General features: G+C 56.3%; 21 protein-coding genes. 13 read left to right on the top strand and 8 right to left on the bottom strand.

What is annotated here, in order from left to right:
- Positions 1-60: 60 nt before the first annotated feature.
- A complete protein-coding gene (nirD, locus tag ACMVME_RS19725) occupies positions 61-387 on the bottom strand; it encodes a nitrite reductase small subunit NirD (protein ID WP_020884585.1) in 327 nt (108 codons plus the stop codon).
- A complete protein-coding gene (gene nirB, locus ACMVME_RS19730) occupies positions 384-2,927 on the bottom strand; it encodes a nitrite reductase large subunit NirB (protein WP_014171939.1) in 2,544 nt (847 codons plus the stop codon). The genes nirD and nirB overlap by 4 nt, the downstream gene beginning before the upstream one ends.
- 240 nt (positions 2,928-3,167) lie before the next feature.
- On the opposite strand from nirB, the gene ACMVME_RS19735 reads away from it, so the two are divergent.
- The gene (locus tag ACMVME_RS19735; RefSeq protein WP_414743489.1) at positions 3,168-4,484 is read left to right on the top strand and encodes a cytosine deaminase; all 1,317 of its coding nucleotides are present in this window, start codon (positions 3,168-3,170) and stop codon (positions 4,482-4,484) included.
- A gap of 4 nt (positions 4,485-4,488) precedes the next feature.
- Here the strand turns inward: ACMVME_RS19735 and tsgA are convergent, their stop codons facing one another.
- On the bottom strand, positions 4,489-5,673 hold the full coding sequence (tsgA, locus tag ACMVME_RS19740; RefSeq protein ID WP_020884588.1) for an MFS transporter TsgA: 1,185 nt from the start codon (positions 5,671-5,673) through the stop codon (positions 4,489-4,491).
- 278 nt (positions 5,674-5,951) lie between these two features.
- Here tsgA and ppiA point away from each other — a divergent pair, with 278 nt between their 5' ends.
- From ppiA to argD, 5 genes are all read left to right on the top strand, one after another.
- Positions 5,952-6,524 (top strand): peptidylprolyl isomerase A, encoded by a 573-nt coding sequence (gene ppiA / locus ACMVME_RS19745; RefSeq protein WP_014171936.1) that lies wholly within the window; start codon positions 5,952-5,954, stop codon positions 6,522-6,524.
- Positions 6,525-6,631: 107 nt separating this feature from the next.
- Positions 6,632-6,799: a YhfG family protein gene (locus tag ACMVME_RS19750; protein WP_014171935.1), complete on the top strand. Its 168-nt coding sequence runs from the start codon at positions 6,632-6,634 to the stop codon at positions 6,797-6,799.
- A complete protein-coding gene (locus tag ACMVME_RS19755; protein ID WP_020884589.1) occupies positions 6,789-7,391 on the top strand; it encodes a putative adenosine monophosphate-protein transferase Fic in 603 nt (200 codons plus the stop codon). Before ACMVME_RS19750 ends, ACMVME_RS19755 begins: the two co-directional genes overlap by 11 nt.
- Before the next feature lie 30 nt (positions 7,392-7,421).
- Positions 7,422-7,985, top strand: coding sequence for an aminodeoxychorismate synthase component 2 (pabA, locus tag ACMVME_RS19760; protein WP_014171933.1), 564 nt, complete (start codon positions 7,422-7,424; stop codon positions 7,983-7,985).
- Between the two features lie 86 nt (positions 7,986-8,071).
- On the top strand, positions 8,072-9,292 hold the full coding sequence (gene argD / locus ACMVME_RS19765; protein WP_187393664.1) for a bifunctional acetylornithine/succinyldiaminopimelate transaminase: 1,221 nt from the start codon (positions 8,072-8,074) through the stop codon (positions 9,290-9,292).
- Here the strand turns inward: argD and ACMVME_RS19770 are convergent.
- Positions 9,289-11,376 (bottom strand): YccS/YhfK family putative transporter, encoded by a 2,088-nt coding sequence (locus tag ACMVME_RS19770; RefSeq protein ID WP_020884592.1) that lies wholly within the window; start codon positions 11,374-11,376, stop codon positions 9,289-9,291. The genes argD and ACMVME_RS19770 overlap by 4 nt on opposite strands.
- Positions 11,377-11,433: 57 nt before the next feature.
- Positions 11,434-12,066 (bottom strand): cAMP-activated global transcriptional regulator CRP, encoded by a 633-nt coding sequence (gene crp, locus ACMVME_RS19775; protein ID WP_000242758.1) that lies wholly within the window; start codon positions 12,064-12,066, stop codon positions 11,434-11,436.
- 311 nt (positions 12,067-12,377) lie between these two features.
- Between crp and ACMVME_RS19780 the strand changes: the two genes are divergently transcribed.
- Entirely contained in the window at positions 12,378-12,782 is a 405-nt protein-coding gene (locus ACMVME_RS19780; protein WP_025202873.1) for an OsmC family protein, read from the top strand.
- A gap of 67 nt (positions 12,783-12,849) precedes the next feature.
- On the opposite strand, the gene ACMVME_RS19785 is transcribed toward ACMVME_RS19780, so the two are convergent.
- The 3 genes from ACMVME_RS19785 to ACMVME_RS19795 are packed head-to-tail and all read right to left on the bottom strand — an operon-like array spanning position 12,850 to position 14,987.
- Positions 12,850-13,719 carry a phosphoribulokinase gene (locus ACMVME_RS19785; protein WP_014171927.1) on the bottom strand — a complete coding sequence of 290 codons (870 nt, stop codon included), beginning with the start codon at positions 13,717-13,719 and terminating at the stop codon, positions 12,850-12,852.
- Positions 13,720-13,749: 30 nt separating this feature from the next.
- Positions 13,750-13,968 carry a YheU family protein gene (locus ACMVME_RS19790; protein ID WP_014171926.1) on the bottom strand — a complete coding sequence of 73 codons (219 nt, stop codon included), beginning with the start codon at positions 13,966-13,968 and terminating at the stop codon, positions 13,750-13,752.
- Positions 13,965-14,987, bottom strand: a complete 1,023-nt coding sequence (locus ACMVME_RS19795; protein ID WP_014171925.1) for a hydrolase — start codon at positions 14,985-14,987, stop codon at positions 13,965-13,967. The genes ACMVME_RS19790 and ACMVME_RS19795 overlap by 4 nt, the downstream gene beginning before the upstream one ends.
- A gap of 228 nt (positions 14,988-15,215) precedes the next feature.
- On the opposite strand from ACMVME_RS19795, the gene mdcA reads away from it, so the two are divergent.
- The 6 genes from mdcA (at position 15,216) to ACMVME_RS19825 (ending at position 20,745) form a co-directional block, all read left to right on the top strand.
- On the top strand, positions 15,216-16,871 hold the full coding sequence (gene mdcA, locus ACMVME_RS19800) for a malonate decarboxylase subunit alpha (RefSeq protein WP_014171924.1): 1,656 nt from the start codon (positions 15,216-15,218) through the stop codon (positions 16,869-16,871).
- Positions 16,871-17,728: a triphosphoribosyl-dephospho-CoA synthase gene (locus ACMVME_RS19805; RefSeq protein WP_020884594.1), complete on the top strand. Its 858-nt coding sequence runs from the start codon at positions 16,871-16,873 to the stop codon at positions 17,726-17,728. The genes mdcA and ACMVME_RS19805 overlap by 1 nt, the downstream gene beginning before the upstream one ends.
- Before the next feature lie 9 nt (positions 17,729-17,737).
- Positions 17,738-18,037: a malonate decarboxylase acyl carrier protein gene (gene mdcC, locus ACMVME_RS19810; protein WP_020884595.1), complete on the top strand. Its 300-nt coding sequence runs from the start codon at positions 17,738-17,740 to the stop codon at positions 18,035-18,037.
- Positions 18,030-18,863 carry a biotin-independent malonate decarboxylase subunit beta gene (locus ACMVME_RS19815; protein WP_068795422.1) on the top strand — a complete coding sequence of 278 codons (834 nt, stop codon included), beginning with the start codon at positions 18,030-18,032 and terminating at the stop codon, positions 18,861-18,863. The genes mdcC and ACMVME_RS19815 overlap by 8 nt, the downstream gene beginning before the upstream one ends.
- Positions 18,863-19,663, top strand: a complete 801-nt coding sequence (gene mdcE / locus ACMVME_RS19820; RefSeq protein ID WP_063157155.1) for a biotin-independent malonate decarboxylase subunit gamma — start codon at positions 18,863-18,865, stop codon at positions 19,661-19,663. The genes ACMVME_RS19815 and mdcE overlap by 1 nt, the downstream gene beginning before the upstream one ends.
- 122 nt (positions 19,664-19,785) lie before the next feature.
- Entirely contained in the window at positions 19,786-20,745 is a 960-nt protein-coding gene (locus ACMVME_RS19825; RefSeq protein ID WP_049023801.1) for an AEC family transporter, read from the top strand.
- Positions 20,746-20,747 lie beyond the last annotated feature (2 nt).

The raw sequence follows: 20,747 nt of genomic DNA on the forward strand, positions 1-20,747 counted from the left end.
GGTTTTTCCTGCCGTTACCCATAAGGGGTCATAAGCTTTTCATATTGAAAAGGCGAGAGATTAGCCTTTCAGCTGCACCTTACCGTCCTTCACGCGGACATCGTAGGGCTTCACGGAATAATGCTCATCTTCCATGCAATACCCGTCGCGTAAACGAAAACGCTGTTTCTTCAACGGGCTGGCGACCCAGAGTTCACCCTGATGCTCCGCGATTAATCCCCGGGACAGGACGCTGGCCTCAAAGAACGGGTCGATATTGCTGATGGCAAAAACCTGTTCATCATGGCGAGGGCGGAATATCGCGACCTGCTCGTTACCCAGCAGGGCACAGACCCCGGTGGCAGGCAGAATGTCGTTAATGTTGCAGATGTTTACCCACTGGCTCATGCGTTTTCCTCCACCAGAGTCACCGGAATACGTTCATAAGGTGTCGCCGGACGATGCTGCTCGCGTTCTGCCACAACCTGCACATTCGGGTCGCGCTGAGTGCTGTTGATAAAGTGTCTGAAGCGAGTCTGCGCCGCCGGGGTGTTGACGGTTTCAGTCCACTCGCAGATCACCGCCTCGCGCAGGCGCGCCATTTCCGCTTCCAGATGGTCGTTCAGGCCCAGTTTGTCGTCAATGATGACCGATTTCAGGTACTCGATGCCGCCTTCCAGGTTATCGAGCCAGGACGCGGTACGGGTCAGCTTATCGGCGGTACGGATGTAGAACATCATAAAGCGGTCGAGATACTGAATCAGCGTATCGCGGTCGAGGTCTGCAGCCAGCAGGTCTGCATGGCGTGGTTTCATGCCGCCGTTACCACAGACGTACAGGTTCCAGCCTTTCTCGGTGGCAATGATACCCACATCTTTACCCTGCGCTTCCGCACATTCGCGGGTACAGCCGGAGACGCCAAACTTCATTTTATGCGGTGTACGGATGCCTTTGTAGCGGTTCTCCAGCTCCACACCGAAGCCGACGCTGTCGCCTACGCCGTAGCGGCACCAGGTGCTGCCCACACAGGTTTTCGCCATACGCAGCGCTTTCGCGTAGGCGTGGCCGGTTTCGAATCCCGCGTCAATCAGCTGACGCCAGATTTCAGGCAGGTCATCTTTTTGTGCACCAAACAGGCCGATACGCTGAGAGCCGGTGATTTTGGTATACAGGTTAAATTCGCGCGCGATACGGCCAACGGCGACCAGCCCTTCCGGGGTGATTTCGCCACCGGCGGAGCGTGGGATGACGGAGTAAGTCCCGTCTTTCTGAATGTTCGCCAGGAAGTTATCGTTGGTATCCTGCAGCGGCGTGTGCTCTGGTTTGAGAACGTACTCGTTCCAGCAAGAGGCCAGCAGGGAACCCACGGTCGGTTTACACACTTCACAGCCATAACCCTGGCCGTGTTTCGCCAGCAGTTCGTCGAAGGATTTGATGCCTTCCACGCGGATCAGGTGGTACAGCTCCTGGCGAGAGTAAGCGAAATGCTCGCACAGGTTATTGTTGACTTCGATACCCTGTTTCGCCAGTTCTGCGTTCAGAACCTGTGTGACCAGCGGGATACACCCACCGCAGCCGGTACCGGCTTTGGTTTCCGCCTTCAGGGCCGCGACGGTATGGCAGCCTTTATTGATGGCCGAAATCAGCATGCCTTTGGTCACATCGAAGCAGGAGCAAATCTGCGCGCTGTCGGGCAGTTTATCCACGCCGATGGACGGCTTACCGCTGGACGCATGCGCCGGAAGGATCAGCGCGTCCGGGTTTTCCGGCAGTTCGATGGCGTTCAAGACCAGCTGAAGCAGGTTACCGTAGTCGCTGGTATCGCCCACCAGCACCGCGCCGAGCAGGGTTTTGTTGTCCTGACTGACGATAAGACGTTTGTACACCTCTTTGCTTTCATCGAGGTAAACATAGCTGCGTGCGCCCGGCGTGCGGCCATGCGCATCGCCAATACCGCCTACGTCTACGCCCAGCAGTTTCAGCTTGGCGCTCAGGTCAGCCCCTTCGAAGGCGTTCTGGTTGCCGAGAATATGGTCAACGGCAACCTGCGCCATTTTATAGCCAGGCGCGACCAGACCGTACACGCGGTTGTTCCAGCTGGCGCATTCGCCGATGGCGTAGATATCCGGGTCGGAGGTCTGGCAGGTATCGTTAATCATGATCCCGCCGCGCTGAGCGACGGCCAGACCGCACTGGGTGGCCAGCTTGTCGCGCGGGCGAATACCGGTAGAGAAGACGATAAAGTCCACTTCCAGTTCGCTGCCATCGGCAAAGCGCATGGTTTTCCGCGCTTCGGTGCCTTCCTGCACAATCTCTTTGGTATTTTTGCTAGTGTGAACCTTCACGCCCATGCTTTCGATTTTACGGCGCAACTGGTCACCACCCATGTGGTCAAGCTGCTCTGCCATCAGCATCGGGGCAAATTCGATGACGTGGGTTTCAACACCGAGGTTTTTCAGCGCACCGGCGGCTTCCAGACCCAGTAGCCCCCCCCCGACCACGGCGCCACGTTTACTGCGGCGTGCACATGATTCGATCGCATTGAGATCTTCGATGGTACGATAAACGAAGCAATCCTGCGTTTCCGAGCCTTTGATCGGCGGGATCCACGGGTACGAGCCAGTCGCCATGATCAGCTTGTCGTAAAAAACCGTACGTCCGGCGCTGGAGTGGATCACTTTTTCCTGACGGTTGATGGTGATAGCGCGTTCGCCCACCAGCACTTTCACGCCATGCTTCTCGTAGAAACCATCGCGCACCAGAGAGAGCTCTTCAGCGGTATGATGGGAGAAGTAGGAAGACAAGTGCACACGGTCGTACGCCTTGCGGGGTTCTTCACAGAACACGGTAATATCGAACTGGTTAGCATCGGCTTTATCGAGAAGATCCTCAATAAAGCGGTGGCCGACCATGCCGTTACCGATAATAGCGAGTCTGACTTTGCTCATTTTTGCCTCGATTTCTTTTCTATTACTGCCTACCTTAACGATTCAGCAGGGGCACTTATTGATGCAAATCAAATACGCCTTCGCCTACTCCTTAGGTGGTATATGGCTGATTTGTCAGGATTTTTATAAGTTGTGGAAATCGCTGGCTTTTCGAGGTCGCCGATTTTGTGTACAAATTAAGGGGCGCGTTGTCAAAAATGCGTACTCCCAAATTTCAGCCGCGTTTTTCAGGGGAAAGGCATGTCTACAACACCGCTTGGGCTTATCCAGAATGTTCGCTTACCGGGTCGCGAAGGGCTGTGGCAAATCGCCATTGAGCAGGGCCGTTTTGGTGGCATAACGCCGATGGGCGATACCGAAGACGAAAACGTAAGAATCTTAAACGCGCGTGGCGGCCTTGCCATCCCCCCGTTTATAGAACCGCATATCCACCTTGATACCACCCAGACGGCAGGCGAGCCGAGCTGGAACCAGTCCGGTACGCTGTTTGAAGGCATTGAGCGCTGGGCGGAGCGTAAGGCACTGCTTAGCCATGAAGATGTAAAAGCGCGCGCCTGGAAGACGCTGAAAGGGCAAATTGCCAACGGTATTCAGTTTGTGCGCACCCACGTGGACGTCTCTGACCCGACGCTCACCGCCCTGAAGGCCATGCTGGAGGTGAAGCAGGAGGTTGCGCCGTGGATCACGCTGCAAATCGTGGCGTTCCCGCAGGAAGGCATCCTTTCTTACCCGGACGGCGCGGCGCTGCTTGAGGAGGCGTTGAAGCTGGGCGCCGATGTGGTCGGGGCAATCCCGCATTTTGAATTCACCCGCGAGTATGGCGTGCAATCGCTGCACATTGCCTTTGAACTGGCGAAGAAATATGACCGTCCGCTGGATATCCACTGCGATGAAATTGACGATGAGCAGTCCCGATTTCTGGAAACGGTGGCCACCCTGGCTTATGAATCAGGGATGGGTCTGCGAGTCACGGCCAGCCATACCACGGCGATGCACTCCTATAACGGGGCATACACCTCGCGGCTTTTCCGCCTGCTGAAGATGTCAGGCATCAACTTTGTCGCCAATCCACTGGTGAATATCCATTTACAGGGACGCTTTGACGATTATCCCAAACGACGCGGGATTACCCGAGTGAAGGAGCTGCTGGAGGCGGGGATCAACGTCTGTTTCGGGCATGATGATGTCTTCGACCCGTGGTACCCGCTTGGCACCGGCAATATGCTGCAGGTACTGCATATGGGGCTGCATGTGTGTCAGATGATGGGGTATTCGCAAATCGACAACGGTTTGAACCTGATAACCCACAACAGCGCCCGAACCTTCGGCCTGACGGATTACGGTATCGAAACGGGAAATCTGGCTAACCTGATCGTGCTGCCTGCGGAGAGCGGGTTTGAGGCGGTGCGCTGCCAGGTGCCGGCGCGCTGGTCGATTCGGGAGGGGCGAGTGATTGCCACGACGCAGCTTGCGCAGACGTGGATCAAAATGGACGACGTTGCGGAAGAGCACATCTTCACGAAAAACAGCCCCTTCGCTGAGCGCAAAGGGGCGTAGGGGATCAGTGGGACGCCGCTGCCGTATTATGCTGGCGGTGGCGGGTCACAAAGCCCAGAACCAGGCACATCACAAACACCACCGCGTACAAACCGTTAGCGGTATGCAGCGCGGCCAGTGGGCCGCTGTGGGCGACGATCGGGCCGGTGACCACGAAGGTCAACATGGTGCCGATGGTGCCGCAGGTCAGCACGAAGTTCACCAGTTTCGGTGACGCCACTTTGGTCTGCAGAGAGCCCAGCGTAATGATAGAGGTGTAAATCGCGCTGGAGAAGAAGCCCAGGGTCAGGATGAACCACGGCATATGCTCCGGTGAACCGTTAATGAACAGGTACATCAGCACGGTTGCCATGCCCGCCAGCACGGTCAGAATGCGCTGCAGGTCGAAGAAGCGCAGGATGAAGCTAAACGCCCACATGCCGAACATGTAAGACATCCAGAAATCGCTCACCAGTTTACCCGCGTCGTTCAGGCTCATGCCCAGGCCTTTGGCGTATTCCGGCACCCAGGAGATAAAGCCCAGCTGACCGAGGATATAGCACAGTGCGGCCACGGAGAGGAACAGTACGCCGATACCCCATTTCTCTTTCGCGACCGGCTCGTCCGTGGATTGCGCTTTTTTGCCCAGAACCGGGAATTCACAGCCGAAGGTCAGAATAAAGATTGCCACGTAGACCAGACCGATACAGGCATAAACCCAGTACCACTCAATGCTGCGTGCCAGCAGAACGGCCGCTACCATCGGGAAAATCATCCCCGCCATGCTGAAGAAGGAGTCGGTAAACAGCAGACGTGCGCCACGCTGACGACCTTCATACATATGGGTAATCAGGAACGTACCGATGGACATCGTAATACCGCTCACCAGACCCAGCACAAACATGGCGGCAGAGAACAGGGCGATGCTGTGGCTCACCATTAAACCCGCGACCGCGGCGACCATCAGCACGAAACCAAAACGCAGCTGCGTTTTCAGTGGAACAATTTCCATCAGCCAGGCATTCAGGAAAATGGAGATCAGGATCCCGGCGTTGAGGAAGGTAAAGGTGTTACTCATGCTGGAAACGGGCAGCTGGAAGTAGTCTGCGATATTACCCATCACCATCCCGGTGACGATCACCAACGCGCCGGTCAGGGCGTAGGAGAAGAAGCTGATCCATGTGAGCTTGATACGATTGCTGTTAGTCATGTCTGGCCTGTTCAGGAAAAGAAAAGCGCCCGAGGGGCGCTGAGAGCGGGCAGATTTTAGACATTAAAGTGATCCATTCATATCTTTTAAGAGAAATTCGATCGCTATTGCAGGTTTTTATGTGATTCAGATCACATTAATAGGCGTCATAACCAATCGTTTGCGTGGTTACAACTGTTTCAATTTCGTAAAATTAGGTAAAAGGCTGGTCTCCGTTCATACTGCTCTTTAGAATCAAGCCATTCGCTTTTTATACTGCGCTTTGTTAAGGAATTCTCATGCTCAAATCAACGCTGGCGGCTGTCGCAGCTGTGTTTGCTCTTTCTGCCGTTTCCCCTGCTGCGCTGGCAGCCAAAGGAGACCCTCACGTTCTGCTGACCACCTCCGCCGGGAATATTGAGCTGGAACTGAATAGCCAGAAAGCTCCGGTTTCTGTGAAAAACTTCCTCGACTACGTGAATAACGGTTTCTATAACGGCACCACTTTCCACCGTGTGATCCCGGGCTTTATGGTGCAGGGTGGTGGTTTTAACGAGCAAATGCAGCAAAAGCAGCCTAACGCACCGATTAAAAACGAAGCGGATAACGGCCTGCGCAACACCCGCGGTACCATCTCAATGGCGCGTACGGCAGATAAAGACAGCGCCACCAGCCAGTTCTTTATCAACGTGGCGGATAACGCCTTCCTCGATCACGGCCAGCGCGACTTCGGTTACGCTGTCTTCGGTAAAGTGGTGAAAGGGATGGATGTTGCTGACAAGATTTCTCAGGTGCAGTCCCATGACGTTGGCCCGTACCAGAATGTGCCGACGAAACCGGTTGTGATCCTCTCTGCAAAAGTTCTGCCGTAACCTTCTTTGACACGGGCGCTTCTCGCCCGTGTTTCGCTCCCCTCCCTGCGAAAGCGCGTTTTGCTGCTTATACTTGTGGCACACGGACATCTTCAGGGAGGCCTTAAGTGAAAAAACTCACCGATAAGCAAAAATCCCGTCTCTGGGAGCAGCAGCGAAACAGTAATTTCCAGGCCAGCCGCCGCCTTGAGGGGGTTGATAGCCCGCTCGTTACGCTAAACGCCCAGGATGCGCAAAGCCGTCTTGAAGAACTCAGGAGGCACTATGAGCGATAAAATCGGTGACGATCGTGACCCGTATCTCTACCCGGGTCTGAATGTGATGCGTAACCGTCTGAATATCCGTCAGGCTGACCGTCTTGCAAAGGCATCCTATGAGATCACCGCGCTGCGGGTGGCGACGCTCGGCTTAGGCCCGTCGGCGCCGGGGTTGCCGCATCTCTGTGCAATCCACCGCCACCTTTATCAGGATATTTTTGACTGGGCGGGCGATATCCGCGAAATCGATATTTATCAGGGCGACACCCGCTTCTGCCACTTCGCCTACATCGAGAAAGAGGGCAATGTCCTGATGCAGGATCTCGAGGAAGAGGGGTATCTCAACGGTCTGCAGAAAGAGGAGTTTGTGGCCCGCCTGAGTCACTACTACTGTGAGATCAACGTGCTCCATCCCTTCCGGATTGGCAACGGTATCGCTCAGCGGATCTTCTTCGAACAACTTGCCATCCATGCAGGCTATCAGCTGAGCTGGAAAGATATCGACCCGGGAAAATGGGCGGCGGCCAACCAGAACGGCGCAATGGGCGATTTAACGGCCCTGAACGCCATCTTTGCCAAAGTAGTGAGCGAAGCGCGGGAAACTGAGTAGAATAGGGCGGCACGTTTTTCTGGAGCCGACATGATTCTGCTGATTGATAACTACGATTCCTTCACCTGGAACCTTTACCAGTATTTTTGTGAACTGGGTGCAGAGGTGGTGGTCCGCCGCAACGACGACATCAGCCTGGCCGAAATCGACGCGCTTGCCCCGCAGAAAATCGTTATCTCTCCCGGGCCTTGCACGCCGTCGGAATCGGGCATTTCGCTGGATGTCATTCATCATTACGCCGGTAAGCTGCCCATTCTTGGCGTCTGCCTGGGCCACCAGGCCATTGGGCAGGTGTTTGGTGCGACCATTGTGCGCGCCGCCAAAGTGATGCATGGCAAAACCGCGCCGGTGACCCATACCGGCACGGGCGTGTTTACGGGGCTTAATAATCCGCTTACCGTGACGCGCTACCATTCGCTGGTCATTGACCCGTCAACGCTGCCGGAATGCTTTGAGGTTACTGCCTGGAGCGATACCCGGGAGATCATGGGGATCCGACATCGTGAATGGGATCTCGAAGGGGTGCAATTCCACCCGGAGAGTATCCTCAGCGAGCAGGGACACCAGCTGCTGGCAAATTTCCTCAATCGTTGAATAGTGGTTGCCTTGCTGTGATTTTTTATGCATATTTTGTGATTATATTTTCACAATCACTGTGACATAAAATGGATGGTCATGACATGGCAACTGAACAATCTGCAATTACCCGCGCGACATTCGATGAAGTCATTCTGCCGATTTATGCACCGGCTGAGTTTATCCCGGTAAAAGGGAAAGGCAGCCGAGTCTGGGATCAGCAGGGGAAAGAGTATGTTGATTTCGCCGGCGGGATTGCGGTGACGGCGCTGGGTCATTGCCATCCTGCGCTGGTGGAGGCGCTGAAAACCCAGGGGGAAACCCTGTGGCATACCAGCAACGTCTTTACCAACGAACCGGCGCTGCGTCTGGGCCGCAAGTTAATCAGCGCGACCTTCGCCGAACGCGTGCTGTTTATGAACTCCGGTACAGAAGCGAACGAAACCGCCTTCAAACTGGCGCGCTACTATGCCTCCACGCGCCACAGCCCGTACAAAACCAAAATCATTGCTTTCCACAACGCCTTCCACGGTCGCTCACTGTTTACCGTTTCCGTCGGTGGACAGCCAAAGTATTCCGACGGTTTTGGACCAAAACCGGCCGATATTATTCATGTGCCGTTTAACGATCTCCATGCGGTAAAAGCGGTAATGGATGATCACACCTGTGCGGTGGTGGTGGAGCCGATCCAGGGAGAAGGCGGCGTAACGGCTGCCACGCCTGAGTTCCTGAAAGGGCTGCGCGACCTGTGCGATGAGCATCAGGCGCTGCTGGTATTTGATGAAGTGCAGTGCGGGATGGGCCGTACCGGCTCCCTGTTTGCCTACATGCATTACGGCGTTACGCCGGATATTCTGACCAGCGCCAAAGCGCTCGGCGGCGGCTTCCCGGTCAGTGCGGTATTAACGACGCAGGAGATTGCCTCCGCGTTCCATGTGGGTTCCCACGGCTCCACATACGGCGGCAACCCGCTGGCGAGTGCCGTCGCGGGTGCCGCGTTCGACATTATCAATACTCCTGAGGTTCTGAGCGGCGTCAACGCGAAGCGTGAGCTTTTCGTGACGCATTTGCAGCAGATTGATGACCAGTATGACGTCTTCAGCGAGATCCGCGGGATGGGGTTACTGATCGGCGCGGAGCTGAAGCCACAGTACAAAGGCCGCGCGCGCGATTTCCTGCACGCCGCCGCCCATGAAGGGGTGATGGTGCTCAATGCCGGGCCGGACGTGATGCGCTTTGCGCCGTCGCTGGTGGTCGAAAATCAGGACATTGAAGACGGGTTAAACCGTTTTGCCGCGGCGGTCGCGAAGATCGTAAACGCTTAAGACTCCGTTCGCGTTAAGCGACGGGTTAACCATATCCCATGGTGAGGGCGCTGACGCCATGCTACCGACGAAATGGTGTGCATGGTGTTCAGATGCCCGAGAACGCGCTGCAGATGCTGCTCCAGGGTGCTCATTGGCCCGTGGGTGAGCGTCTCTGGCGCCTCCAGAATGTTCGAATCCCCTGACTCGCCAGGCGCGTCATACTCGAGTCGCTGCTGACACCGCTGCAGGGCAATCTCACACGACTGCAGGTAGCGCTGCGCCAGATCGGGCGTCAGCATCGTATGTTCCCGCGCCAGCGTGGTCATGGCGTTGATGTGCTCAACGATAAACTGGCTGTGCGTCACCCAGAGCTTCATGTCCGCCAGATAGTGCGAGTTAAAGCCGGGCTCCTGCATTGCCTGATTCAGCGAGTTAAACAGGGCGTTATGCGCCTGGTTGACCTTCATCCGCTGATACGCCAGCGGGGAGGGCTGCGGGTCGTCACTCAGGATCAGGCGAATGGCCTGCTGGTCAGCCTCCAGCGCATCGTGGGCGTTCTGTCTGAGCAGCCCGCTTTGCCACTGAGGCCACAGCCAGACCATGCCGCCAAAGGCAATCAGGCAGCCGATCAGGGTATCGACCAGCCTGGCGATAATAAACTGCTCGCCGTTGAGCGTGAGCAACTGCAGGGTATATACCGCCGTTACCGTAAAGCCCACCATCGCCCAGCCGTAGTTTTTGCGGATGATCAGGTAGCTCACCATCGTGATCACCAGCATCCCTGCCAGCGTATAGCCTTCCGGCACGTGAAAGTGCAGCGTAACGCCCGCAATGATCAGCCCCGCCATCGTGCCGCCTGCCCGGTGCAGAATGCGCACCCGCGTCGCGCCATAGCCGTTCTGGGTGACAAACAGGATGGTCATTAAAATCCAGTACGGCTTGGGCAGATGCAGCGCCATGCCCATCAGGCTGGCAATGCTTAGCATCACGCTAATTCGCGCGGCGTTGCGCAGGGCAGATGATTTAAGGGAGAGGTAGCTTCTGAGCGCCGGCAGCAGCGGCAGGCGTTTTTGTTTGTCGGCCATCAGGTCGCGCGGATAAAGCGGACGCTGGGTTCGTAACACGCGGGCGATACGGCTGAAGTGCCAGGCGGCAAACTGGCCCACCGGGTTGTCTTCATGCTGACGGGCAATCTTCTCCAGCGCGCCGAGCTGTTTGTCCATGTTAAAGCGTGTGGGGTAGCGGTGATACAGAATGTCGTCAGCCAGCACCCGAAGGCGCGCGGAGACGGTTTGCGCGTTCCAGCGGATCACCGCTTCGGCATGGCTGCGCTCGACCAGTTTTTGCACCTCCTGCGGCTGGTGCAGGCTCACGGAGATATGCTCCTGTAAGTCCAGTCCCACCTGGAAGACGCGCAGCAGCCGCTTATATTCGTGGTTCTTATTGGCGGCGAGCATATGCAGCTGCTGATAACACTGGCTTATCAGGTCCACCACCTTTTGCTGACGCGTCAGCAGGGGCGGCAGTGATTTTTCTGGATCGGTATGCTGGGTGAGCAAGGTGTATTTGGCTTCACAGTAATCCGCCAGCTGCACGTAGAGCAGGCTAAGGGATTCCCGCAGCGGCTGTTCCCGCCACAGCCAGAACCAAAACCAGTTAAACAGCCCGTACCACAGCGTACCGAGGGCGTAGATCAGCAGCGGCTCCCACACCGGCATGTTACCCGCAAGGCTCAGCGTGAAGATGGCGGCAATCAGCGACGCGGGAAGCAAACGCGCGTGCAGTGAGCTGATTTCAGCGGTTACGCCCAGGGTCATCGCCAGGACGGTGAGGATCAGCGGCAGCGGGATATCGCGGGCCAGCAAAAGCTGCACGGCGAGGCTACAGCCTGCAAACAGCGAGCCGCCCACAATGAGCCGTTTGAAAAAGCGCTTATGCGGTGTATCCAGACCGGCAATGTTGCAGCAGGCGGGAACGAGAGAGAAGAGCAGACCTTGCTGAAGATGGCCCAGAATCAGGCCCACGGCCACAGGAAGGCACAACACCAGCGTTTGTCGCAGTGCGTAGTTAACTTCCGGGTGATAAATCAGCCTGCGCCACATGGGGAATAGAGACAAAAACGGCGTGACACCTTGCGATGGCACGCCGTTTGAGCGGAATTAACGCGTTCCGTAAACCACGATGGTTTTACCGTGCGCGGAGATCAGGTTCTGATCTTCCAGCATTTTCAGAATACGGCCCACTGTTTCACGGGAGCAACCGACAATCTGACCGATTTCCTGACGGGTAATTTTAATTTGCATGCCATCAGGGTGAGTCATCGCATCGGGTTGTTTCGCCAGATTCAGCAGGGTCTGAGCGATACGGCCGGTCACGTCCAGGAAGGCGAGGTTACCCACTTTCTCAGATGTCACCTGCAGACGGCGCGCCATCTGCGAAGAAAGACGCATCAGGATGTCAGGGTTAACCTGAATCAACTGACGGAATTTCTTGTAGGAAATTTCAGCCACTTCACATGCTGTCTTTGCACGAACCCAGGCGCTACGTTCCTGGCCTTCTTCAAACAGGCCCAGTTCACCGATGAAATCGCCCTGGTTCAGATAAGAAAGGATCATCTCTTTCCCTTCTTCATCTTTGATCAGCACTGCCACCGAGCCTTTGACGATGTAATACAACGTTTCCGCTTTTTCACCCTGGTGAATCAGCGTGCTCTTCGATGGGTACTTATGAATGTGGCAATGAGACAAGAACCATTCGAGAGTCGGGTCTGTTTGCGGTTTGCCAAGCACCATGCGCTGTTATCCTCTGTTATAAGCTGTCACCAGAGTCATAAGATGCATCCGGACTCTGGGGTTGCAATCGAATTCTTACCCATACCCTGGGAAGTCGGCTATCGTAACGTTTCGCAGCCAGTAAAGTTTGATGTCCTCTGCATACATGTGTAACGTCAATGTATTACTGTAGCATCCTGAGTGTTTTAGCATAGCTTTCGCCGCGTGTCTCCTGGTGTCTCGCTTCAGCATGACGCAGGTCGCCTTCCATTGCGAGAAATGTAACGCACGCGTAATCTGTCACCAAAAATGCAACGTTGGAGTGAGTGAATATGCAAGCGCGTGTGAAATGGGTTGAAGGTTTAACGTTCCTGGGCGAGTCCGCTTCAGGACACCAGATTTTGATGGATGGTAACTCCGGCGATAAAGCACCAAGCCCAATGGAAATGGTGCTGATGGCAGCAGGTGGATGCAGCGCAATTGATGTGGTGTCGATCCTGCAAAAAGGCCGTCACGATGTGACCGACTGCGAAGTAAAACTCACCTCAGAACGCCGCGAAGAGGCACCACGCCTGTTTACCCACATTAACCTGCATTTCATCGTCAGCGGGAAAGAACTGAAAGACGCGGCGGTCTCACGCGCGGTCGATCTTTCAGCGGAGAAATACTGCTCGGTCGCCTTAATGCTCGAGAAAGCGGTAAAAATTACGCATTCGTATGAAGTGATCGACGCCTGATATTGGGGGGGCATCGTTCACCCCGATGCCCTCACCGAAGCCCTCTCCCACGCGGAGAGGGAAATCATCAGGCGATTTTCTTCCCTTCTATCAACCGCTGCACCAGCGGCATCATAATTAATTCCATTGCCAGCCCCATTTTTCCGCCCGGAACCACTAACGTATTCATGTGCGAAATAAACGAGCCCTGCAGCATCGCCAGCAGCCAGGGGTAATCAATGCCGTCGAGATTGCGGAAATGGATAACCACAAAGCTCTCATCCAGCGACGGGATACTTTTGGCCGCGAACGGGTTAGAGGTATCGACTGTCGGTACGCGCTGGAAGTTGATATGCGTGCGGGAGAACTGCGGCGTCAGATAAGTAATGTAGTCTTCCATGGAGCGCACGACGGAATCCATCACCGCCTCGCGTGAATGGCCGCGCTCGCTGATGTCACGCGTCAGCTTCTGGATCCACTCAAGGTTCACAATGGGCACCACGCCAACCAGCAGATCCACGTGACGCGCCACGTCATGCTGCGGCGTCACCACGCCACCGTGCAACCCTTCGTAAAACAGGACGTCGGTCGGTTCCGGCAGCGGTTGCCAGGGGGTAAAGGTGCCTGGCACCTGGTTCCAGGGAACGGCTTCATCGTAGGTGTGCAGATATTTGCGTGACTGCCCCTTGCCGCTCTGGCCGTACTCCTGAAAGGTTTGCTCCAGCAGGCCGAAGTCATTGGCCTCCGGGCCGAAGTAGCTAATGTGTTTACCCAGATCGCGCGCCTTGCGGATAGCCATATCCATCTCCGGGCGCGTGTAGCGGTGAAAGCTATCGCCTTCGACCTCCGCCGCACGGAGATTCAGTTGGGCGAAAATCTTACGAAAAGCGAGGCTGGTCGTGGTGGTTCCCGCACCACTCGAACCCGTAACGGCAATAACCGGATGTCTGGCAGACATAGCAACTCCCTGACTGGAAAGGTTTAAAGATCAGCCATGAAACGCGTTGCGGGGCATGATATTGACCGTCTCATGCAGTTCAGACCATACCAGCACCACGTCGCCGCTTTTGAGCTGGCGCTTCACATCGTTGACCTTTTGCTCAAGCGAACGTTCATGTTCACCATAATCGGTACCTTCCCGCAAGACAAAGCTTTCAATCAGATTATCGAGCGTGTCGGGGGAGAGGTCCTGCCATGGAATAATCATTTTGCACCGTCCAGATAAGGGGTAAGCCAGTCAGGAATACGCGACTCCAGCCACATTTTCGGGCGGCGCAACGTTCCACCGATGAACCCCACGTGACCACCATGCTCTGTCAGCTGGTAGTGAACGTTGGCAGGCAAAAATTCCTGCGCGGGGATAGAGTGATGATCCATAAACGGGTCATCTTTGGCATGAATGATAAGCGTCGGTTGCGTGATCTTGCTGAGAAGCGGCATGGCGCTGCACTGGCGATAGTAGTCAATCGCATCGGCAAAACCGTGAATTTTGGCGGTGATCAGATCGTCGAATTCGCGGATGCGACGGACCTTTTTCAACTGACGCAGGCTCACCGGCAGCGTATCCGGATAGGCCTTCAACTTGCGCGCCGCGTTGGCTTTCAGCAGGTTGAGCAGGTAACGCTGATAGACCCGGGAAAAGCCTTTCTCCATATGGTAGCTGCACTGCTCCAGCATAAAGGGCGCGGAGACAATGACGGCCGCGTCCAGCGGCACGGTGTCGCCCTCTTTTGCCAGCAGGCACGCCAGCATATTGCCGCCCAGCGAGTAGCCCACGGCCGCCGTCGGGACGGTACCAAAGTTTTCCCGTAACCAGTGTAAAAACCAGGTGCCGTCTTCGGTTTCACCCGAGTGATAGATGCGCTTCTGGCGATTCGGTTCGCCGCTACAGCCGCGAAAGTGCATCACCACGCCGAGCCAGCCCCGCGCTTTGGCTGCCTGGATGAGCCCGTGTGCATAGGGGCTGTGCAGACTGCCTTCCAGACCGTGAAAGACCACCAGACGCGGCTTGTGGCGCGCCTGTTCTGGCTCTTCGCTCCATGCCAGGTCCAGAAAGTCACCGTCCGGTAAGTCCAGCCGTTGCCAGTGCGGCGTAAACTGAACCTTACGGCGGATGAGTCGCGGCAGCATGGTCTGCAGATGGCAATTGGCCACGCCGCGCATGGGCACGAACTCGGTGCTGTCTTCGGCGATGATGTCGAAGTCTGATGGAATGATTTGGCTCATAACGGCGATGCTAATTCTTGTCAGTTATTTTCTGTTCTTTCCGAATTGTACCCCGTTTAGCCTGGTTTTCCGAAACATGAACTGATCTCGATCACAAATATTTACCTTGATTATTACTCTCAGGCTAATGATTCCGCCCTGCGCTTAATTGATGACTTCCTCGCCACAGCGCACACTTTACTCAACGTTAAGCAAATCAGAATGATGTGCTGAATCAGGAGGTTAATAATGTTATCTGGGCAAACACCCACCCGGCAATGGAACACACGACGCACCGAGAAAGCGCGTCGTCTGGCATCCGTACCGGTGCAGGGCAAGGTACTGCCAACCGGCGATCTTGTCGCCATGCTGGAAAAACTGATCGCGCCTGGCGACAAAGTCGTTCTGGAAGGTAATAACCAGAAGCAGGCCGATTTCCTTTCACGCTCGCTGGCTGAAGTGAACCCGCAAATCGTGCATGACCTGCACATGATTATGCCAAGCGTGGGCCGTAGCGAGCATCTGGATATCTTTGAGAAAGGTATCGCCCGCAAGCTGGACTTCTCCTTCTCCGGTACCCAGAGCCTGCGCATCTCGCAGCTGCTGGAAGATGGTCAGCTCGAAATTGGTGCTATCCATACCTACATAGAGCTCTATTCACGTCTGTACGTGGATCTCTCGCCAAACGTGGCGCTGATTGCCGGCTTTAAAGCGGACCGAAAAGGTAATCTTTATACCGGCGCAAGCACTGAAGATACCCCCGCGCTGGTGGAAGCGGCCGCATTCCATGACGGCATTGTCATCGCACAGGTGAATGAGCTGGTGGACGACGAATGCGACCTGCCGCGCGTTGATATTCCCGGCTCCTGGATTGACTTCGTGGTGGTGGCCGACAAACCGTTCTTTATCGAACCGCTGTTTACCCGCGACCCGCGTCTCATCAAACAAGAACATATCCTGATGGCGATGATGGCCATTAAGGGCATTTATGCGGAACATCAGGTGCAATCCCTGAACCACGGGATTGGTTTTAATACCGCGGCGATTGAACTGCTGCTGCCGACCTACGGTGAACAGCTCGGCCTGAAAGGCAAAATCTGTAAACACTGGACCCTTAACCCGCACCCAACCCTGATCCCGGCGATTGAAAGCGGCTGGGTGGAAAGCGTGCACTGCTTCGGCGGCGAACTGGGGATGGAAGAGTACATTCGTGCACGTCCGGACATCTTCTTTACCGGTGCCGACGGCTCTATGCGTTCCAACCGCGCCTTCTGTCAGCTGGCAGGCCAGTACGCCGTTGATATGTTCATCGGCTCAACCCTGCAGGTTGACGGGTATGCCAACTCCTCAACCGTGACCCGTGGTCGTCTCTCTGGTTTCGGCGGTGCGCCAAACATGGGCCATGACCCGCATGGTCGTCGTCATGCCACCCCGGCCTGGCTGAACATGATCACCGAACCTGATCCGATGCAGCGCGGTAAAAAACTCGTCGTCCAGATGGTGGAAACCTTCCAGGCAGGCGTGAAACCGACCTTTGTGGAAAAACTCGATGCTGTTGACGTTGCGAAAGCGTCCGGGATGCCTCTGGCTCCGGTCATGATCTACGGCGACGACGTGACACATGTGCTGACGGAAGAGGGGATTGCTTACCTCTATCGCGCAGAAAGTCTGGAAGAGCGCCGGGCGATGGTTGCGGCCGTCGCGGGGATCACCGATATCGGTCTGGGCGTCGATGCCAAACGTGTGGCGCAGTTGCGCCAGAGCGGCAAAGTGGTTTACCCGGAAGATATGGGGATTCGCCGCACCGATGCCACCCGTTCTCTGCTGGCAGCAGGCAGCGTGTCAGACCTGGTTGAATGGTCTGGCGGTCTTTACAACCCACCTGCGAAATTCCGGAGCTGGTAATGAAACTTCTGCCCCAGATTCAGGTTGAAGGCGGTGCCGAATGGCTGGCGCGAACCGCCACGCAGTGTCTGATTGACGAAGCACAGTTAAGCCCGAAACCCGGTCTGGTGGACAGTCGGGGGAACGGCGCGCACCACGATCTGTCGCTCGCGTTGATGGAGCGTTCCGCGCGCAGCCTGACCCCCACGTTTCAGGCGCTGGCACAACACAGCTGGCAGCGTCCGGCGGATATTGCGCTCAGACAAACCATAGGGCGGCTCGGCCGTGAAGGTGAGCAGCAGATGATGGCGGCTACCGACGGTGTAAATACCCACCGCGGCGCGATTTGGGCGCTGGGGCTGCTGGTCAGTGCCGTGGCGATGCTCGGTGGCGATGCCAGCGCGCAGGCGGTAGCGAATACCGCGGCACAGCTGGCGAAACTGCCCGATGACGCGGCGCCGAAAGTGTTCAGCAAAGGGCTACGCGCCACGCGCCGCTACCGGGTTCCGGGCGCACGTGAAGAGGCTCAGCAGGCATTTCCACACGTGATGCAGCGTGCTCTGCCGCAGCTTCGTCTGAGCCGTCTTAACGGCAGCAGCGAAACGTACGCAAGGCTCGATGCGCTGATGGCCATCATGACGTCGCTTACCGACACCTGCGTGCTGTCGCGCGCCGGGATGGCGGGGCTGGAGGCCATGCAGAACGGTGCGCGTGCGGTGCTGAGCGCCGGAGGATGCGCGACATCCGCAGGCCAGATGGCGCTGGCGAGATTGGACCGTCACATGCTGGCACTCAATGCCTCACCGGGCGGAGCAGCCGACCTGCTTGCCGCCACGCTGTTTCTCGATCGCATCGAAACGCCTTATTCAAAGCATTAAGAGGATGTTATGGAAAAAATCACATTAACCATGCCAGCGAGCCGCGCGTTAAGCGGCAAAGCGCTCGCAGGGGTTGTTGGTTCCGGGGATATGGAGGTGCTGTTTGCCGCCGAACCGGGCCAGACGTTAACCATTGATATCACCACGTCCGTCGACAACAGCCGCGGTCGCTGGGAGGCGTTGTTCAACCGCCTGCACACCGTCAGCAGCCTGCCTGCAGGAAAACTGACGATCCACGACTTTGGCGCGACGCCGGGGGTGGCACGCATTCGTATCGAACAGGTTTTTGAAGGGGTGAGCCATGCGTGATGATCGGAGTTTTATTGAATTAAAAGCTCGCCAGCGTGCGCAGGCATTGCTGGACGACGGGAGCTATCGCGAACTGCTGGATCCTTTTGAAGGCATTATCTCCCCGTGGCTGGGGCCGCAGGGCATCGTTCCTCAGGCCGATGACGGCATGGTGGTCGCCAAAGGCACCATCAACGGGCAGCCTGCGGTAGTGGTGGCGATCGAAGGTGCGTTCCAGGGCGGCAGCATGGGCGAAGTGTCCGGCGCCAAAATGGCGGCCGCGCTGGAGCTGGCGGCAGAAGATAACCGCAACGGGATCCCGACGCAGGCGGTACTGTGTCTCGAAACCGGCGGCGTGCGTCTGCAGGAAGCCAACCTTGGCCTGGCGGCCATTGCCGATATTCATGCAGCAATTGTTGACCTGCGGCGTTACACCCCGGTGGTCGGGATTGTGGCCGGGACCGTGGGCTGCTTCGGTGGGATGTCTATCGCTGCTGCACTGTGCAGTTACCTGATTGTCACCCGCGAAGCGCGTCTCGGTCTGAATGGTCCTCAGGTTATCGAGCAGGAAGCGGGGATTGAAGAGTATGACTCCCGCGACCGTCCGTTTATCTGGAGCATGACCGGTGGCGAAGTCCGCTATGAAAGCGGCCTGGTAGATGCACTGGTTGGCGATGGCGTGAACGCGGTGAAAGCGGCGATGAACGACGCGATTGCCAAAGGCGTGCCTGCGAAACATCGCACCGATAACTATGACGATTACCTGAACCGTCTGACGAATTTCGACACCCGCAAACAGGCCGATGCCGAACAGATTAAAGCGCTCTTTGCCCGGGAGGTGAAATGATGACTAACTCAGTAAGCCGTGGCGAACTCTGGCTGCAAACGCTCGCGCCGAACGCCAGACGCCTGGAAGGGTTATGCCCGTCCGTACAGGCGGCCGATGGTGAACTTAACGGTGAAACGGTACGTTTTGTTGCCGTGGTACCGGATGCCAACAACCACTTCCCGCGCGCGGCGAAAGGGGAAGTCGGTCTGCTGGAAGGCTGGACGCTGGCGAAAGTGGTGAGCGAAACCGTTGCCGCCGATGCCAACAGCGCCGTGAAGCGCCCGATCGTGGCGGTGATTGACGTGCCAAGCCAGGCCTATGGCCGTCGTGAAGAGGCATTTGGTATTCACCAGGCGTTGGCCGGCGCGGCGGCGGCCTATGCTAACGCGCGTCTGGCCGGTCATCCGGTGATTGGGCTTATCGTTGGTAAAGCGATGTCCGGCGCGTTTCTGGCGCACGGGTACCAGGCAAACCGCCTGATTGCCTTTAACGATAAAGGCGTGCTGATCCATGCCATGGGTAAAGAGTCTGCGGCGCGTATTACGCTACGTACCGTGGATGCGCTGGAAAAACTGGCGGCAACGATCCCGCCAATGGCCTATGACATCAGCAACTACGCCACACTGGGGCTGCTTTCCAACCTGCTGGACATCAGCAACCCGGATGCCCCTTCTGAAAACGATCTGACGCAGGTGAAAGCCACGCTGCAACAGGCCATCCATGACGCTCGTCAGGACAACACCCTGAAAAACCGTCTCGGTGCTGACAATCGCCGCAGCTCTGTCCTCGTACGCGAACGCATGCGGGCAAGCTGGTAAGTAAAAAGAGACCTGCCAGATGCAATCCCCGCGGACGTAACCGTTACGTCCGCGCGGGAACCTGCATCCTGAAAATAATAATCATCGCGCCAGTGCTTAAACTTTTTTACTACAGGTGAATTATGACTTACGTAATTGTTCATGCTCTTGCACCGATTTTCGTCATCATGCTGCTGGGATTCTGGGCCGGTAAGGCAAAGATGGTCGATAACAAAAATGTCTCCCTGCTCAATATCTTCGTCATGGATTTTGCTTTGCCTGCCGCGCTGTTCAGCGCCACGGTGCAAACCCCGTGGACTGGCATCGTAGCCCAGTCACCGCTGATTCTGGTGCTGACCCTGGCGATGTGGATAACCTACGCGGCCATTTACTTCCTCGCGACCAGCGTCTTTAAAAAATCCCCACAGGATGCCGCCGTGCTTACGCTGACGGTTGCGCTGCCAAACTATGCCGCGCTTGGCTTGCCGATTCTGGGCAGCGTGCTGGGTGAAAGCTCTTCAACCTCACTGTCCGTGGCGGTCTCTATTGCCTGTGGTTCGGTACTGATGACTCCGTTCTGCCTGCTGATTCTGGAACGTGAAAAAGCGCGTGCCGAAGGCAATAACTCCGGTTCAACGCTCTCGATGCTGCCGGTGCTGATGTGGCGCTCGATTAAAAAACCGATTGTGATGGGACCCCTGCTGGGTGTGATTTTGTCTGCAGTCGGCATCAAAATGCCTGAACTTGTTCTGGCCGCCATTAAGCCACTGGGGCTTTCTGCAACGGCTGCCGCGCTGTTCCTGACCGGGGTGATCCTCTCTGCGCGTAAGCTGCAGATCAACACCATGGTGATTACCTCAACCGTAGCCAAGCTGCTGATCCAGCCTGCGATTGCCTGGGGTATCGTTCTGATCTTCGGTCTGCACGGCTCCGTGGCGATCACCGCTATCCTGATGATTGCGCTCTCTGCCGGTTTCTTCGGCGTGGTGTTCGGTAACCGCTTTGGCGTGCAGTCTCCGGATGCGGAAGCGGTGCTGCTGTTAAGCTCGGTACTGTGTATCCTGTCGCTGCCACTGTTTATCTCGCTGACTTCAGGAATGTAATC

Source organism: Enterobacter cloacae complex sp. 2024EL-00711, from assembly GCF_047529885.1.
Taxonomy (GTDB): Bacteria; Pseudomonadota; Gammaproteobacteria; order Enterobacterales; family Enterobacteriaceae; genus Enterobacter; species Enterobacter ludwigii.